Origin of the sequence: Erythrobacter sp. QSSC1-22B, from assembly GCF_001678665.1 — a bacterium.
In the GTDB taxonomy this organism is placed as follows: Bacteria; Pseudomonadota; Alphaproteobacteria; order Sphingomonadales; family Sphingomonadaceae; genus Qipengyuania.
In genome coordinates this window covers 1-17,016 of the sequence record NZ_LZRP01000003.1, presented here as the reverse complement: position 1 = coordinate 17,016, position 17,016 = coordinate 1, and the positions used below count along the sequence as shown (strand labels likewise).

At 66.9% G+C, this 17,016-nt stretch carries 15 protein-coding genes; 6 read left to right on the top strand and 9 right to left on the bottom strand.

Annotated features, from left to right (window positions below; all coding sequences use genetic code 11):
* Positions 1-21: 21 nt before the first annotated feature.
* The 6 genes from A9995_RS06040 to A9995_RS06015 form a co-directional block, all read right to left on the bottom strand.
* A complete protein-coding gene (locus A9995_RS06040; protein ID WP_233998111.1) occupies positions 22-648 on the bottom strand; it encodes a hypothetical protein in 627 nt (208 codons plus the stop codon).
* Between the two features lie 97 nt (positions 649-745).
* Positions 746-1,549, bottom strand: a complete 804-nt coding sequence (locus A9995_RS06035; protein ID WP_145916831.1) for a DUF1295 domain-containing protein — start codon at positions 1,547-1,549, stop codon at positions 746-748.
* Complete coding sequence (locus A9995_RS06030) at positions 1,549-2,166, bottom strand: lysophospholipid acyltransferase family protein (protein ID WP_067610419.1); 618 nt, start codon at positions 2,164-2,166, stop codon at positions 1,549-1,551. The genes A9995_RS06035 and A9995_RS06030 overlap by 1 nt, the downstream gene beginning before the upstream one ends.
* Positions 2,163-3,773 carry a carboxyl transferase domain-containing protein gene (locus A9995_RS06025; RefSeq protein ID WP_067610417.1) on the bottom strand — a complete coding sequence of 537 codons (1,611 nt, stop codon included), beginning with the start codon at positions 3,771-3,773 and terminating at the stop codon, positions 2,163-2,165. The genes A9995_RS06030 and A9995_RS06025 overlap by 4 nt, the downstream gene beginning before the upstream one ends.
* A gap of 51 nt (positions 3,774-3,824) precedes the next feature.
* Positions 3,825-4,130, bottom strand: coding sequence for an alkylphosphonate utilization protein (locus A9995_RS06020; RefSeq protein ID WP_067610415.1), 306 nt, complete (start codon positions 4,128-4,130; stop codon positions 3,825-3,827).
* A complete protein-coding gene (locus tag A9995_RS06015) occupies positions 4,127-5,293 on the bottom strand; it encodes an acyl-CoA dehydrogenase family protein (RefSeq protein WP_067610413.1) in 1,167 nt (388 codons plus the stop codon). The genes A9995_RS06020 and A9995_RS06015 overlap by 4 nt, the downstream gene beginning before the upstream one ends.
* A gap of 169 nt (positions 5,294-5,462) precedes the next feature.
* Here A9995_RS06015 and A9995_RS06010 point away from each other — a divergent pair, with 169 nt between their 5' ends.
* The 4 genes from A9995_RS06010 (at position 5,463) to A9995_RS05995 (ending at position 9,892) form a co-directional block, all read left to right on the top strand.
* A complete protein-coding gene (locus tag A9995_RS06010; protein ID WP_067610977.1) occupies positions 5,463-6,983 on the top strand; it encodes a sensor histidine kinase in 1,521 nt (506 codons plus the stop codon).
* 76 nt (positions 6,984-7,059) lie between these two features.
* Positions 7,060-7,575, top strand: a complete 516-nt coding sequence (locus A9995_RS06005) for a hypothetical protein (protein WP_145916830.1) — start codon at positions 7,060-7,062, stop codon at positions 7,573-7,575.
* Positions 7,572-8,348: an ATP-binding cassette domain-containing protein gene (locus A9995_RS06000; protein ID WP_067610410.1), complete on the top strand. Its 777-nt coding sequence runs from the start codon at positions 7,572-7,574 to the stop codon at positions 8,346-8,348. The genes A9995_RS06005 and A9995_RS06000 overlap by 4 nt, the downstream gene beginning before the upstream one ends.
* Positions 8,345-9,892: an ABC transporter permease/substrate-binding protein gene (locus A9995_RS05995; protein WP_067610408.1), complete on the top strand. Its 1,548-nt coding sequence runs from the start codon at positions 8,345-8,347 to the stop codon at positions 9,890-9,892. Before A9995_RS06000 ends, A9995_RS05995 begins: the two co-directional genes overlap by 4 nt.
* Here A9995_RS05995 and A9995_RS05990 read toward each other — a convergent pair.
* The 3 genes from A9995_RS05990 to lgt all read right to left on the bottom strand — a co-directional run bounded on the left by A9995_RS05990 (position 9,889) and on the right by lgt (position 12,318).
* Positions 9,889-10,308, bottom strand: coding sequence for a DUF2147 domain-containing protein (locus A9995_RS05990; protein ID WP_067610406.1), 420 nt, complete (start codon positions 10,306-10,308; stop codon positions 9,889-9,891). The two genes, A9995_RS05995 and A9995_RS05990, sit on opposite strands and share 4 nt — an antisense overlap.
* A 58-nt stretch (positions 10,309-10,366) precedes the next feature.
* The gene (locus A9995_RS05985; protein WP_082992563.1) at positions 10,367-11,392 is read right to left on the bottom strand and encodes a class I SAM-dependent methyltransferase; all 1,026 of its coding nucleotides are present in this window, start codon (positions 11,390-11,392) and stop codon (positions 10,367-10,369) included.
* 62 nt (positions 11,393-11,454) lie between these two features.
* Positions 11,455-12,318 carry a prolipoprotein diacylglyceryl transferase gene (gene lgt, locus A9995_RS05980; protein ID WP_199797224.1) on the bottom strand — a complete coding sequence of 288 codons (864 nt, stop codon included), beginning with the start codon at positions 12,316-12,318 and terminating at the stop codon, positions 11,455-11,457.
* Positions 12,319-12,484: 166 nt separating this feature from the next.
* Between lgt and A9995_RS05975 the strand changes: the two genes are divergently transcribed.
* Complete coding sequence (locus A9995_RS05975) at positions 12,485-14,176, top strand: class I adenylate-forming enzyme family protein (protein WP_067610399.1); 1,692 nt, start codon at positions 12,485-12,487, stop codon at positions 14,174-14,176.
* The gene (locus A9995_RS05970; RefSeq protein WP_067610396.1) at positions 14,173-16,932 is read left to right on the top strand and encodes a [protein-PII] uridylyltransferase; all 2,760 of its coding nucleotides are present in this window, start codon (positions 14,173-14,175) and stop codon (positions 16,930-16,932) included. Before A9995_RS05975 ends, A9995_RS05970 begins: the two co-directional genes overlap by 4 nt.
* Positions 16,933-17,016: the final 84 nt, after the last annotated feature.

Here is a 17,016-nt window from a genome sequence, read left to right as displayed (position 1 = left end):
TGGATCGCCAACGCGGCTGTGTCAGGCGGCGTGCAGCCCCGCCAGGCCGCGGGCGCCGCGGTCCTTGCCCGACAACCCGGCGAACATGGTCTCGACGATGGCGGCGAGCTTTTCCTCGCTGAGCCGTTCGTCGAGCATCATCAGCACGTCGGGCTGGGTGTAGGCCACCACCATCTGGTTGATCAGCGAGAGCGCCTGATCGATCTCCAGCCCCTCGAAAACGCCATCGACCTGCGCCTGCGCGATCAATTCGCACAGATAGTGATCGGCCAGATCGATATAGGACCGCACCCGCTCGAAGCGGCGCGCGCCCAGCTCGCACAGCAAGGCGAATGCTTCGGGGTCGCGGCGGTATTCCTTGCGATTGTGGAGATAGCGGCGTGCAAAGAATTCGTAGAATTTGCGGATCGTCGGCAGATCGCTCGCCAGCACCTCTTCCATCATGGCGACATGCGGTGCGAACCAGCGCTCGGTGGTTGCGTCGAACAGATCGCTTTCCTGAGGGAACAGCGCATCGATCCGCGCGCGCGACAGGCCGGCTTCGACGGCAAGAATTTCGGGCGTGACCTCGGCTCCGCGCCTGGCGGTCAGCTCGATCGCCATTTGCGCCAGCCGTTCGCGTTCGCGGGCCCTGTCTTCCCTCGTCACTCTCCGCGCCTCCTTGGTCGCCGTCCCATCTAGCCCAAGCTTGCGAAGGTTTAAAGCCAGCGCGGCTCCAATCCGCACCGCCGGTCGAGCGCTGGCGTCAGTCCGACGAACGCGGCGGTCGGGGCACGAAACCCGAGGTGCGGCGCTGGTAGCGCGCATAGGCCTCGCCCTTGCGCTGCATCAGGCCCTTTTCGAGCAATGCGGCGCCCGACCATTTGACCAGCAGGGCGGTGATGACGATCGGCCCGATCACGGTCCACGCGGCGACCCACCAGCCTGCCGATGCCGCCGCGATCCAGATCCCCCACCAGATGCAGGCCTCGCCGAAATAATTGGGATGGCGGGTGTAGCGCCACAGCCCGCTGTCGAGCACCGCCGCTTCGTCCGTGCGCCGCGCCTTGAAGCGCGTGAGCTGCCAGTCGCCGACCCATTCGAACACGATCCCGATGGCGAACAGCGCCAGCCCGAGCAGCGCCAGCCCGCTCATCGGCTGGTCCCAGCTGGCCTCGAGGATACCGTATTGCGCCGGGCTGGAGACCACCAGCATCAGCAGCGCCTGGAGCAGGAACACCTTGACCAGCGCGGCCCATGCGAAGTGCCCTTTTGCACGGTCGGCGCGCAGCATCCGCGCATAGCGCGGGTCTTCCCCCTCGCCGCGCCAGCGCAGCAGCAGGTGCAGCCCCAGCCGCACGCCCCAGACCACCACCATCGCCATCAGCATGGTCGCGAGCGGCCCGGCCTCGGCAAGCTGGAGCCAGCTCAGCAAGGCCAGCAGCGCGATCCCGCCGCCCCAGAAGGCATCGACGAAGGAAACGTCCTCAACCTGCAGCGCCACCACCCACAGGATCAGCGCCAGCCCGAACAGGATCGCCGCATTGGCCAGCAGTGCCTCGATGATCATCATGTGGGTCCTTCCCCTTGCGTGTCGTCCTCGCGCAGCGATTGCGCCAATCGTTCGAACCGCGCGCAATCCGGACGTTTGGAACGGTAGAATTCCGCGATCTTGAGCAGATCGGCGCGATAATCGCCGCTGGGCATGATTGCCTCGCCGATGCCGCCCGTGCGACGCTCCTGATCGACCCAAGCCGGTACGATCGGCACCCCCGCGCTCAGGGCGATGTGGTAGAACCCCGATTTCCACTGCCCTTCCGATCCACGCGACCCCTCGGGCGCGATCACCAGCGCCAGTTCGTCGCTCGCCGCGAACGCCGCGGCGACCTGATCGACGAACTTGGCCCGCTTGCCGCGATCGACTGCGATCCCGCCCATGTCGCGCATGAACCGCGTCATCGGCCATTTGAACAGCGTGTGCTTGCCGATGAAGGCTGGTTTCAGGCCCAGCTGCTCGACCGCCCCAAGCACGAACACGAAATCCCAGTTCGAGGTGTGCGGCGCACCGGTGACGACGCATTTCGAGACCCCGGGATGGCCCCCTTCAAAGCGATAGCCGCGGCGCCGGTAAAGCACGACGAGCAGGCGGTGAACGAGCCGCGAAAGGAGCGTGGGGCGGAGCGTCACATCCGGAACACGCCGAACGCCGGCCGCTCGGGGATCGGCGCCTCGAGCGTCGCGGCGAGCGCGAGGCCGAGCACATCGCGGGTCTGCGCGGGGTCGATCACCCCGTCGTCCCACAATCGCGCGGTGGCGTAATAGGGGTTGCCCTCGTCCTCGTATTTTTGCCGGATCGGAGCCTTGAAGGCCTCGGCCTCGTCATCGCTCCAGCTGTCGGCATCGCGGTGGACGGTGGCGAGCACCGATGCCGCCTGTTCGCCGCCCATCACGCTAATCCGCGCATTGGGCCAGGTGAACAGGAACCGGGGGCCATAGGCGCGCCCGCACATGCCGTAATTGCCCGCACCGAAGCTGCCCCCGATCACCACGGTGAGCTTGGGGACGCTGGCGGTGGCGACCGCGGTCACCAGCTTCGCGCCATGCTTGGCGATGCCCTCGGCCTCGTATTTGCCGCCGACCATGAAGCCGGAGATGTTCTGCAGGAACAGCAGCGGAATCCGGCGCTGGCAGGCGAGCTCGATGAAATGCGCGCCCTTGACCGCGCTTTCGCTGAACAGCACGCCATTGTTGGCGAGGATCGCCACCGGCATCCCCCAGATATGCGCGAAACCGCACACCAGCGTGCTGCCGTAATGCGCCTTGAACTCGTGGAACTCGCTGCCGTCGACCAGCCGCGCGATGACTTCATGGACATCGTAAGGCGCGCGCACATCGTCGGGGACGATGGCGTAAAGATCGTCGGCATCGAACACCGGCGGGCGCGGTTCGCGCAACTCGATTGCCTTCGCTTCCGCCGGGTTCTCGCCAAGATGGCTGACGATATCGCGCACGATGGTGAGCGCGTGCTCGTCGTTCTCCGCCAGATGATCGACCACGCCCGATTTCTTTGCATGGAGATCGCCGCCGCCCAGATCCTCGGCCGAAATTTCCTCGCCCGTCGCGGCCTTCACCAGCGGCGGACCCGCGAGGAAGATCGTGCCCTGGTTGCGGACGATCACGCTCTCGTCGCTCATTGCGGGCACATAGGCGCCGCCCGCGGTGCAGCTGCCCATCACGCAGGCGATCTGCGGGATGCCCAGCGCACTCATATTGGCCTGATTGAAGAAGATCCGCCCGAAATGGTCGCGGTCGGGGAAGACCTCGGCCTGATGCGGCAGATTGGCGCCGCCGCTGTCGACCAGATAAATGCACGGCAGCCGGTTCTCCTGCGCGATTTCCTGCGCACGAAGGTGCTTCTTGACCGTCATCGGATAATAGGTGCCACCCTTTACCGTGGCGTCGTTGCACACGATCATCACCTGCCGACCCGAAACGCGCCCGATCCCGCAGATCAGCCCGGCGCCGGGGATCTCGTCCTTGCCGTACAGACCATTCGCGGCGAGCTGGCCGATCTCGAGGAACGGCGAACCGGGATCGAGCAACCGCTCTACCCGTTCTCTCGGGAGCAGCTTGCCCCGCCCGACATGCCGCTCGCGGCTGCCCTCGGAGCCGCCCAGCGCGGCCGTCGCGACCGTCGCGCGCAAGTCTGCGGCGAGCGCCATGTTGTGCTCGAAGCGCGCCCGGGCATCGGGCGTCTCGCGATCGAGCTGCGAAGTGAGGACGGGTGCGGTCATGCGCGGGCGTCTAGCGACAATCGATGGCGCTGCAAAGTTGTAGGCGCGGAACTAGCGCTTCCTGACGAACTCGGCGCGCAGCACGAGCCCCTTGATGCCGGGATATTTGCAGTCGATTTCCTGATCGTCGCCGGTCAGCCTGATCGATTTGATCAGCGTACCCTGCTTCAGGGTCTGGCCTGCGCCCTTGACCTCGAGGTCCTTGACCAGAGTCACCTGGTCACCATCGGCCAGCAGATTGCCGACCGCGTCGCGTACTTCCGGCCGGTCGGCTGAAGCCTGCTTCTCCGCGAGTTCGGAAGCGGGCATCCATTCGCCGCTTTCCTCGTCGTAAACGTAGTCCTCGTCGGCGCTCACCCCGCTGCCCCGATCAGTTCGCGGCCGATCAGCATGCGGCGAATCTCGTTGGTGCCCGCGCCGATGTCGAGCAGCTTGGCGTCGCGCATGTAGCGTTCCACCGGCCAGTCGAGCGTGTAGCCCGCGCCGCCCAGCGCCTGGATGCTTTCAGCCGCCACGCGAAACGCGCTCTCGCTCGAATACAGGATCACACCCGCAGCATCGAACCGCGTCGTCTGGCCCGCATCGCAGGCCTTGGCCACGGCATAGGTGTAGGCCCGCGCGGTCTGCAGCGCGACATACATGTCCGCCACCTTGGCCTGCATGAGCTGGAAGCTGCCGATCGGCTTTCCGAACTGCTTGCGCTCGCGCAGATAGGGGATGACCGTGTCGAGGCATGCCTGCATGATGCCCAGCTGGATGCCCGACAGGACCACGCGCTCGTAATCGAGCCCGCTCATCAGCACGCCGACCCCGCCGCCGACCGCGCCCATCACGTTTTCCTCGGGCACCTCGCAATCGTCGAACACCAGCTCGGCGGTGGGCGAGCCGCGCATGCCAATCTTCTCGATTTTCTGGCCGATCGAGAAGCCTGGCATGTCCTTCTCGATCAGAAATGCGGTGATCCCGCGCGATCCGGCCGCGGTGTCGGTCTTGGCATAGACCACCAGCGTATCGGCATAGGGCGCGTTGGTGATCCAGAACTTGGTGCCGTTGAGGACGTATCCGCCCTGAACCTGCTCGGCCTTGAGCTTCATCGAGACGACATCCGAACCGGCGCCCGCCTCGCTCATCGCCAGGCTGCCGACATGCTCGCCGGAAACCAGCCCGGGGAGATATCTCGCCTTCTGCGCGTCATTGCCCCAGCGCGCGATCTGGTTGATGCACAGGTTCGAATGCGCGCCATAGGACAGCCCGACCGAGGCGCTGGCGCGGCTGACTTCCTCGACCGCGATGACATGTTCCAGATAGCCCAGCCCGAGCCCGCCATCGGCTTCGGCCACGGTGATGCCATGCAGCCCCAGCGCGCCCATCGGCTCCCACAGTTCGCGCGGGAACCAGTCCTCGCGATCGACCTTCTGCGCCAGCGGCGCGATCTGTTCGTCGGCAAAGCGCTCGACCGTCTCGCGGATCATCTGGGCGCTCTCGCCAAGCTGGAAATCGAAATCGGGGGTCGCGCGCATATCTGCTCCTGTTCGCGGGCCATCGCGGGCCGTTTCCGGCCGGGCACTCGCTTGTCGCCGGGCGCGATAGCGGGGTTGCGGGCGGCGGGCAAACGGCAAGCCGCCGCACCCTCGTCGACAATTTGAAATCCTTGCCTTCTCCGGGTCTTGCGCTATGGCGCTGCGGCCCATGAAATTGGCGAGATTTCCTCTCTGGCCCAGTCGCAAACCCGCCGATCCCGCGCGATCGGAAGAGCACGATCGTGCCCGGGTGATTGCCTCGCATGGCATGGACGCGGTCGAGGACGATCCTGAGCTGACACGGATCGTCGAATTCGCCGCGCAATTGTGCGAAGTCCCCGTCTCGCTGGTCACCGTGGTCGAGGAACAACGGCAGCGTTTTCTGGCGCGTACCGGCATCGAGACGCGCGAGACCCCGCGTCCGACCAGCTTCTGCGCGCATGCCATGCTCGAGCGCGAACCGATGGTGGTGCCCGACGCGACGCAGGATCCGCGCTTTACCGAAAACCCGCTGGTCACCGGAGAAATGGGCATCCGTTTCTACGCCGGCGCGCCGCTGATCTCCAGCGAGGGCACCCCGCTGGGCGCGCTGTGCGTCATCGATTTCGAACCGCGTCCCGAGGGGCTGACCGAGTTCCAGCAGGAAGGGCTGAGCGTGCTCGCCGATGCGGTGATGCGGCGGCTGACCTTCGAACGGCAGGCGCGCGCCGCCGATGCCCACCTCAGCCGCAGCGAACAGCGCGTGCGCCAGCTCGCCGAGCACCTTCCGGTCTACGCCTGGGCGGCCGATGCCGCGGGCGATATCGACTATGCCAACCAGCCGCTACTCGAGTTCTGCGGGACCAGCGATCTCGCCGCTATCGATTTCGCCAAGCTGGTCCATCCCGACAATCTCGAGGAAGTCCAGAATGCGCGCCGGATCTCGCGTGAGACCTCCTCGCGCTGGGAAGCCCGCGCGCAGGTCATGCGCCACGACGGGATCTATCGCTGGATGATCCTGCGCGCCTGGCCGGTGACGATCGGCGACGAACCGCCAGAAGCCTGGTTCGGCGCCGCGGTCGATATCGACGATCTCCACCGCCTCTCCGATTCGCGCGACCTGCTCGCGCGCGAGCTGTCGCACCGGATCAAGAACATCTTCGCGGTGGTTTCCGGGCTGATCTCGGTGCGTTCGCGCGCCTGGCCGCAAGCCAAGGAATTCGCCAACGAATTGCAATCGACGATCCGCGCGCTCGGACGCGCGCATGACTATGTCCGCCCCTTCGAGGGCCGCAAGGGCTCCAGCCTGCACGGATTGCTCGAAGATCTGCTCGAACCCTATCGCGACGCGCAGGGCGGCAAGGTCTCGGTGCTGGGCGACGATTGCACCATCGGCGAGAAGGCGGCGACCCCGCTGGCGCTGATATTCCACGAACTCGCTACCAATTCGGCCAAATACGGCGCGCTGGGCGACGCCGCCGGTTCGGTCTCGATCGCCATCTCGCACAATGGCGACACCATCACTGCCGACTGGCTGGAACAGGGGTTGAGCCCCTCCGATCGCGATAGCACGGAAGAAGGCTTCGGCTCGCGGCTGCTGCGCATGGCGGTCGAGGGTCAGTTGGGCGGCAAGTTCGAGCGCCGCTTTGAGGACGATGCGCTGCATGTCACGCTCACCCTGTCGCGCACAGCGGTCGAAGCGAGCGACTGAAGCAGACCGCCGACCCGGCAAAGGGTCGCGTTTCCCGGGCGGGTTTCCTATGCAGGGCGCGCCCAAGGAGAAACCCATGAAATCCGCCATCGCCATCCTTACCGGTTTCGCCCTGCTGGGAGCGTGCAGCGACGGCTCGGAGCAGAGCGCAGCAGTCGAGACCCCCCAGCAGGCCGCTCTCGACAGCGCTGCCACCGAGGCCGAGCCGGCTCCCGAGCCGCCGCCGCTGCCCAATGAATTCTCGCGTACCGCCTGGCGCGCGCGCGACGGGAGCGGCGCGCTCTTCACCACCTTCCTCGATCCCGGCGGCCGCTATCGCGATATGCGCAATGGCGACCCGTGGCAGCAAGGTGTGTGGGAATACGACGCGCAAGACCGGATCTGCTTCACCCCCGATGCCGAGGATTCGCTGGATCAGTGCTGGCGCCCCGAGCGGATGGACGAGGGAGGCCATATGATCGTCACCAGCGGCAGCGGGCGGCGAGTCCAGCTCGAGAGCGTCGAATATCGCCGGCCCGAACCGCCGGTCGAGAGCGAGACCGACGGCGAAGACGGCGAAGAGACGGCGGACGGGGCGGCCGAGACCTCGTGAACCCCGCCCCGGCGGCGCTCGAGTTCGACCGGGTCGGACGGTTCTATGGCTCTATCCGCGCGGTCGACGAGGTGTCGCTGACCATCGCGCCGGGCGAATTCGTCGCGCTGGTCGGCGCCTCTGGCTCGGGCAAGTCGACGCTGCTCAAGACGGTCAACCGGCTGGTGGTGCCCGCTGCCGGGCGCGTGCTGTTCGAAGGCGAGGACACGGCGTCGCTCCCGCTTGCCGCGCTGCGCCGCAAGCTGGGCTATGTCTTCCAGGGCATCGGGTTGTTCCCGCATATGAGCGTGGGCGAGAACATCGCCATCGGTCCGCGGCTGGCGGGCGAGAGACTGCCCCCTGCACGGATCGCGCAATTGCTCGAACTGGTCGAGCTCGAACCCGACATGGCCGCGCGATTGCCCGAAGCGCTTTCCGGCGGCCAGCGCCAGCGCGTGGGCGTGGCGCGCGCGCTGGCGGGTGAGCCGCATCTGTTGCTGATGGACGAACCCTTCGGCGCGCTCGATCCGATCACCCGCGCCGCGCTGGGGCATAAGGTACGCGAGTTGCACGACGATCTCGCGCTCACCACCGTGATGGTGACGCACGACATGGCCGAGGCGCTGCTGCTCGCCAGCCGGGTGCTGGTGATGGAGGCTGGGCGGATCGTCGCCGACGAGGCCCCGCATGCGCTGCTGGCGGGGCGCGGCGGCGAGGTGGCGCAGGGTCTCGTCGCGGTGCCGCGCGATCAGGCCGGGCGGCTGGCGCAGATGACCAGCGAGGGGGCAGCATGAACGGTTTCTGGCCGATCCTGCTGGGTCTGGGCGACGCGCTTGCCGCGCATGTCCTGCTCTCGGCGGCGGCGATCGGGCTGGGTATCGCCATGGCGCTGCCGCTGGCGGTCTGGGCGAGCCGTTCGGAGACCGTCGCGCGGGTGGCGCTGGGTTTTGCCAGCCTCGTCCAGACTATTCCCGCGCTGGCGCTGCTGGCGCTGTTCTTCCCGATCCTGCTGAGCTTGCGCGCGGTGTTCGGCGAGGGGCTGCCGACGCTGGGATTTCTCCCTGCGCTGCTGGCGCTGGCGCTTTATGCGCTGCTGCCGATCCTGCGCAATGCGGTCACCGCGCAGGCCAATCTCGACCCCGGTGTGATCGAGGCTGCGGATGGCGTCGGGATGAGCCAGTGGCAGAAGCTGCGGCTGGTCGAGGCCCCGCTCGCCGCGCCCTTCGTGATGGCGGGGATCCGCACCGCCGCGGTGTGGACCATCGGTGCTGCGACGCTGTCGACCACCATCGGCCAGCAGAGCCTGGGCGATCCGATCTTCGCCGGTTTGCAAACGCAGAACTGGGCGCTGGTGCTGGCGGGTTGCCTTGCCTCGGCCGGGCTGGCGCTGAGCGCCGACCTGTTGCTGGGGCTGATCGAGCGCGGCTTCGCGCAGCGCCGCCGCGTACTGTGGCTGGGTGGGATGGTCGCGGTGCTGCTGGGGATCGCCGCGGCGCTGGCGGCGCAATTCGCCCCGGCGCTGCGCGGCGACACGCGCGACACGGTGGTGATCGGCGCCAAGTCATTCTCCGAACAATATATCCTCGCCCGGCTGATCGGCCAGCAGCTCGAACAGGCGGGCTACGCGGTCGAATATCGCGACGGGCTGGGCTCGGCGGTGGTCCACAGCGCGGTGACCACCGGGGCGATCGACATCGCGATCGACTACACCGGCACGCTGTGGACCAACCAGATGGGCCGCGAGGACAATCCCGGACGCGAGGCAATGTACGAGGCGATCGTCGCGTGGACGCGCGACACCAGCGAAGCGCGCATTCTCGGCCGGCTCGGCTTCGAGAATGCCTATGCCTTCGCGATGCGCGAGGACCGCGCCGAAGAACTCGGGGTGCGCAGCCTCGCCGATCTCGCGCGCGTCGCCCCGCGCCTGACCGTGGGCGGCGATCCCGAATTCTTCGAGCGCCCCGAATGGGTCGCGGTGCGCGAGGCATATGGGTTGGACTTCGCCCGCCAGCGCAATTTCTCGCCCACCTTCATGTACAATGCGCTGCGCTCCGGCGGCGCCGATGCGATCAGCGCCTATACTTCCGACGGGCGGATCGCGGCGGACCGGCTGGTGGTGCTCGAGGACCCGCTAGAGGCGCTGCCCAGCTACGATGCGCTGATCCTGCTCGGGCCCGAGGCGCAGACCGATGCGAAACTGGTCGCCGCGCTCGACCCGCTGCTGGGCGCGATCGACGTCGAGGCGATGCGCGAGGCCAATCTCGAGGTCGACCGCATGGAGGACAAGCGCTCGCCCGCCGAGGCGGCGCGCGCGCTGGCGGAGCGGATCGGGCTCTAGTTGGCCTTGGTCCAGACCTGCGTCTGACAGAACGGGCCGAGGCAGCCCTTCACCTCGAGCTTGCCGCTCGACAGTCGTCGCACCACCGAGCGGTAATCCTTGCCGCTTTTGGGGTCATAGATCCGCCCGCGCCACAGATCGCCATCCTCGGTGAACGAGGTCAGCACCGGCATGCCGAGAATGCGGCGACTGCGCTTGGCGGGGTCGGGATTGTTGACATCGCGCTGGCCGGCCCCCTCGGGCGGGGGCTTGAGAAAGCGGCTGATCTTGCCGCAATAGCTGCGCCCGCACTGGCCGACCGCGATCACTGCATCCCTTTCCTCGGTCACCCAGCTGCCCGTGATCGGCGCGGCGGCGAGCGCCGGGCCGGCGGTCAGCGCGGCGGTGGCGGCGAGGGCGAGAGCGGCGAATTTCATCGGCGATTCCTTTTTGGATGACTGTCCGAGTGTGGCGGGTTGTCTAATCTTGGGGGTTTCATGCTTGCGGCGCAAATCCGGCGCCCGGCGGCCATCCGCCCCCGGACAGCGCGAACACCTTGAACAGGTCGCCCATGTCGTCGCCATGAACGAGGCGGCGATGCGCGGCCGCGACCTCCTCGGCGCGCTCGGGCGCTCTGGCACTCAGCGCCTGCGCGCGTGCTTCGATCCCGACAGCTCCCAGCCAGGCGCCTTGCGTAGTCCCCGCGATCCACGGCACGCCGGCATTCTGCGCGATCTCGGCGAGCATCGCGAAATCGACATGCGCGGTGAGATCCGCCTCGCCCGGCAGCGCCAGCGGATCGACTTTAGCATGCGCGCGCACTGCCTGCAGCGTCGATCCGGCGCGCGGCGCGAGATGGCCGTAATCGATCAACAGCGCCGCGCCTCCCTGCGTCGTCAGCCGCCGCGCAAGCTCCGCCATCGCCGCCGCGGCGCCGGGGCAGGTCTCGATCAGCGTGCCAACCGGCGCACCGCGCCAGCGCTCGGATACCGCGGCATCCATCGGCTGGGTTCCCGCGGTAAAAACGAAGGCGGCGCCCGGGACGTCAGCGGTATCCTCCGGCGCCAACGCCACCATCCGCTCGCGCCAGCCCGCCTCGGTCCGCACCAGCTGGCGCACCGGGAGCGCATCGAGAAATTCATTGGCTACCAGCAGCAGCGGACGGTCTTCGGGAAGGCTGGCGATATCGTCGTGGAACGCCGCTCCGGGCAGCGCTTCGCCTTGAACCTTGCGCAGCGCGGGCGAACCCTCGACCAGATGCACCTGCGGCTCGAGACCCTGCCCGCGCATCACCCGCAGCGCATCGCGCGCCAGAGTGCCGCGCCCCGGCCCCAGCTCGGCATAGATTGCATCGGCGGGTCGCCCCGCACGGACCCACAGATCCACCAGCCACAGCCCGACCATCTCGCCGAACATCTGGCTGATGTCGGGCGCGGTGACGAAATCGCCCGCCGCGCCGAGCGGGTCTCGCGCCGCATAATAGCGCGCATTGCTCTCGCCCATGAACCGCGCCACCGGCATCGGCCCGTCGCTGCGGATCAGCCGCGCGAAGCTCTCCGCGAGGTCGGTGCGACCGCTCCCGCTCACGCAGACTTGCGCGGCGCGGACAGTTTGTCGTCAGGTTTGCGCGTCAGGCTGTAGGCGATCACCGCCAGCCCCACCGCGATCATCGGCAGCGACAGCCATTGCCCGCGCGACAGCCCCGATTCGAGCACCACATAGGCGAGATGCGCATCGGGCTCGCGGAAGAACTCGTTGACGAAGCGCGCCACCGACACGCCGACGGTGAACACCCCGACCAGCACGCCGGGACGAAAGCGGGCGCGGGTAAGCCAGAACAGCGGCACCAGGATCGCGATCAGCAGCAGGCCTTCGAGCGCGGCCTGATAGAGCTGGCTGGGATGGCGCGCGAGCCCGAGCGGGTCGCTGGGGAACACCATCGCCCAGGGCACATCGGTGGGGCGGCCGTAGAGTTCGCCATTGATGAAATTGGCCAGCCGCCCGAAGAACATGCCGAAGGGCACGTTGACCGCGATATAGTCGCACACCCGCAGCCAGTTGAGCTGGCCGCGCCATGACACGAAGCCGATCGCCGCCAGCACCCCGAGCACCCCGCCGTGGAAGCTCATCCCGCCGCTCCACAGCTGGAACAGCTCGAGGCTGCCGAACAGTTCGGGCCGGTAGAAAGCAGCGTAGCCGAGCCGCCCGCCGAGGATGATCCCGAGCGTGCAATAGAAGAACAGGTCGTCGACATGGCGCTGCGCCATCGGCCCGCCGGGCGCGCGGACCATGCGCGACAGATGCCAGTATCCCAGCAGGATCCCGCCCAGATAGGCGAGCGAATAATAGCGTAGCTGGAAGCCGCCGATCGAGAACAGATAGGGCCTCAGCCCGAGTTCGGCCCACTGGATCGGCTCGGCGCCGGTCGCGGCGAGTAGTGACAACAAATGGATATCCCCTTAGAGACGCGCCCGAGTCCGCGCATGGAACCCCGTGCGGCGCGGCTTGTGGCATAGCGGGCGGTTTCGGGAAAGCCTGCGCATGCTGGGGCCTTGTGCCCCGGGCGGAATGCAATGATGCATTCGTCCTTTACTGGAGAGGATTTGAATACCCATGCCGACCGCGCTCGATACGACACTCGACACGATCATGAACACGCTGACCGCGCCCGGGGCCCCGGCCGAGACGGTGCCCTTCACCCGCAACGGGGTGGAAATGCCCGCGCTCAAGAACGCGCCGCCGAGCATGGTTCATTACATCGCGCATTACTGCAACGAGCATAAGGATGCCGACTTCCTGGTCGATGGCGATCACCGCCTGACCTTCGGCGAGACCTTCACCATGGCGCGCCATGTCGCTGCCGGACTGGTTCAGGAGCACGGCGTCGAAAAGGGCGACCGGATCGCGATCGGCGCACGCAATTCGGCCAACTGGATCATCACCTATCTCGGCGTGCTGATGGCGGGCGGCTGCGCCACGCTGCTCAACGGTTTCTCGACCGGCGAGGAACTGGCCGAACAGGTCGCGCTGGTCGAGGCAAAATTGCTGCTCGCCGATGGCGCCCGCTTCAAGCGGCTCGAGGGCATCGCGCTCGACGCTGAGCTGGTCCGCATCCGCCACGACCAGCCGCCGTCCAAGGGGCTCGCCACTATCTGGGGCGATCCCGCGGAAGTCACGCTGCCCGAGCTTGGCCCCGACGATCTGGCGACCATTCTCTTCACCTCGGGTTCGACCGGCCGCTCCAAGGGCGCCTATTCGGACCATCGCGGCGTGGTCCACGGGGCGATGAGCTATGCGCTGCAATCGCTGATGGCGTTCAGCTATCTCGGTTCCACCGGCAATGCGCCGACCAGCCAGGCCTGCGCCCTGCTCGCGGTGCCGCTGTTCCACGTCACCGGCGAAGTGCCGCTGTTCCTCCAGAGCTTCGCGCTGGGGCGCAAGATCGTGCTGATGCCCAAATGGGATGCGCGCGAGGCCATGCGGCTGATCGAGAAGGAAAAGGTCAGCTATTTCGCCGGGGTCCCGCTGATGACCTACGAGATGGCCAGCCATCCCGAGCGCGACCAGTTCGACATGTCGACCTGCACCAGCCTCGCTGCAGGTGGCGCCCCGCGCCCGGTCGAGCATGTCTCCAAGATCAAGGAAGCCTTCCCGACCGGCTTCCCGCTGCTGGGCTACGGGCTGACCGAGACCAACGGCGTGGGCTGCGGCAATTTCAACGAGAACTACATCGCCAAGCCCAGCAGCACTGGCAAGGCCAGCCGCCCGCTGGTCGATCTCGCGATCCTCGACGATGACGGCAACGCCGTGGCGCAGGGCGATATCGGCGAGGTCTGCATCCGCTCGGTGTGCAATTTCATCGGCTATTGGAACAATGACGAGGCGACCGAGGCGGCCTTCACCAAGGACATGTATTTCCGCACCGGCGATCTCGGCAAGCTCGACGAGGACGACTATCTCTATATCGTCGACCGCAAGAAGGACATCATCATCCGCGGCGGCGAGAACATCACCTGCATCGAGGTGGAGGATGCCATCTACGCGCATCCCGATGTCGCCGAATGCTCGGTGTTCGGCCTGCCCGACGAACGCTATGGCGAAATCCCCGCAGCGGTGTTCCTTGCCAAGCCGGGCAAGTCGCTGAGCGCCGACGAACTGCGCGACTTCCTCAAGGACCGGATCGCCCCGTTCAAGCAGCCGCAGCAGATCTGGGTCGCCGAGGAGACGCTGCCCCGGCTGGGCACGCAGAAGGTCGACAAGCGCATGGTCCGTGCGACCTATGCCAAGGATTTCGTCGACGCGTGAAATCGACCCGGCTTCCCGACCAGCGCGCGATCATCGACCGGCGCAAGCTCGCCGCCAGGATCGCGGTGCTGGCGGAAGCGGGGGTAGCTGAAGCACGCCCGCAGATAGTCGAAACGCTCCGCGAAGCGCTCGACGCAGGGCGCGCCGAACTGGCCCGGCGGCTTGAGGCCCAGCCATCTGCCGGCCATGCCTGCGCCAATGGCCATGCCTTCTTGATGGATCAGCTCGTCCGCGTGCTGTTCGACCATGTCACCACCCATCTCTACCCCGCCGCCAACCGCAGCTCCGCCGAACGGATCGCGATCATGGCGGTGGGCGGCTACGGCCGCGCCGAGATGGCGCCGCATTCCGATCTCGACATTGCCTTCCTGACCCCGCAGCGCAGCGCGCCATGGTGCGAGCAGGTCATCGAGGCGATGCTCTATCTGATGTGGGACCTCGGCCTCAAGGTCGGCCATTCGAGCCGCTCGGTCGACGAGGCGACGCGGCTGGCGCGCGAGGATCTCACCATCCGCACCGCTCTGCTTGAGGCGCGCTATGTGTGGGGCGATGAGGCACTTTACGACGAGGCGGCGCACCGCTTCTGGGCCGAGGTCGCGCGCGGCACCGGGCGCCAGTTCGTGCGCGAAAAGCTGGCCGAACGCGACGCGCGCCACCGCCGGATGGGCGACAGCCGCTATGTCGTCGAACCCAATATCAAGGAGGGCAAGGGGGGCTTGCGCGATCTCCAGACGCTCTACTGGATCGGCAAATACCTCCACCAGGTCCGCAGCGCGTCGGAACTGGTGGATGTCGGCCTGTTCACCAGCGACGAATACCGCAGCTTCCGCCGCGCCGAGCGGTTCCTGCTGGCGGTGCGCTGCCACCTCCACCAGATCACCGGGCGCGCGGAGGACCGGCTGACCTTCGATTTCCAGCGCCAGATCGCCGAGCGGATGAAGTTCGCCGACCGTCCGGGCAAAAGCGCGGTCGAGCGCTTCATGCAGTTCTACTTCCTCCAGGCCAATCGCGTCGGCAGCCTGACCGGCGTGTTCCTGTCGCATATCGACGACCAGCTCGCGCAGAAGAGCCAGCGCAGCGGCTTCTTTGCAGGGTTCCGTGCCCGCCCGCGCGAGGTCAAGGGCTACCGCGTTCACGGCGGCAGGATCGCAGCGCCCTCGGACGACTGGTTCCGCAAGGATCCGGTACGGCTGATCGAGCTGTTCCAGCTCGCCGAAGCCGAACAGCTCGAGATCCATCCCCAGACCATGCGCCAGGCGAGCCGCGACAGCGGGCAGATCGACAATAGCGTGCGCGAGAGCCCGCGCGCCAATGCGCTGTTCCTCGAGCTGCTGGCGGGGCGCAAGGACCCCGAAGCCGTGCTGCGGTGGATGAACGAGGCCGGGGTAATGGGGCGCTTCGTGCCCGATTTCGGCCGCGTCAACGCGCAGATGCAGTTCAACATGTACCACCATTACACGGTGGACGAGCACACCATCCGCGCGATCGGACTGCTCAGCCGGATCGAGAAGGGCGAACTCAAACAGGACCATCCGCGCGCCTCGCACCTCATCCACAAGGTTTCGAGCCGCCGCGTCGCCTATGTCGCGGCGCTGCTCCACGATATCGCCAAGGGACGCGGCGGCGATCATTCGCTGCTCGGCGCCGAGGTGGCGCAGGAATTGTGCCCGCGGTTCGGGCTGACCAGTGCCGAAACCGATCTGGTCGCCTGGCTGGTGCGCGAACACCTGCTGATGAGCGCCACCGCCTTCAAGCGCGACCTGACCGATCCCAAGACGATCGAGGATTTCGTGGCGAAGGTGCAGGGGGTCGAGCGGCTGCGCCATCTCGCCATTCTCACCGCGGTCGATATCCGTGCGGTCGGGCCCGGCGTGTGGAACAGCTGGAAGGGCCAGCTGCTGGGCGAGTTGTTCGACACCGCGCAGGAGCGGCTGCGGCTGGGCCATGCGCGGCACGGGCGCGATGTCCGCGTCGCGGCCAAGCGCGAGGAGGTCGCCGAACTGCTCGGCGAGCGCGCGGAACTGGCCAGTGGCATCGGCACGCGCTTCGACGATTCCTACTGGATCGCCGAGGCGCCCGATATCATCGCGCTCAATCTGGTGCATTTCGAAGCGGCGCGGAACGCCGATCACAAGCTCTCGATCCATTGCGAATATTACGAGGAGCGCGGCGCGACGCTGGTGACCGTGATCGCCGCCGACCATCCCGGGCTGTTCTACCGCATCGCCGGCGGCATCCATCTGGCGGGCGCCAACATCATCGACGCGCGAATCCACACCACCCGTTCGGGCTGGGCGGTCGACAATTTCCTGGTCCAGGACCCGCATGGCCGTCCGTTCTGCGAGGCCAGCCAGCTCGAGCGGATCGAGGGTTCGATCGAGGATGCGCTCGCCAACCGCATCGCGCTCGAGCCGCGGCTGGCGCAGCGCCCGCTGCCGCATCACCGTTCCAAGGCCTTCGACATCGATCCGCGCGTGGTGTTCGACAACAAGGCGTCGAACCGCTTTACCGTGATCGAGGTCAATGCGCGCGATCGCTCGGCGCTGCTCAACCGGCTGGCGCGGACGCTGTTCGAGGAAGGGCTGGTGGTCCATTCGGCGCATATCACCGCCTATGGCGAGCGCGCGGTCGATACCTTCTACATCACCGACGTCACCGGCTCGAAAATCACCGGCGAGGCGCGGTTGACGCGGATCGAGGAAGCGCTGCTCGAAGCCGGAAGTGATGCATTACAGGCACGGTTGGAAGAAGCCTAACTGCTGTTTGTCGGGCGACTCTTGCAACTTCCGTGCGCGCAGCTACGAATGCGCGCCATAAAACATAAAAAAATAAAAGTTAAA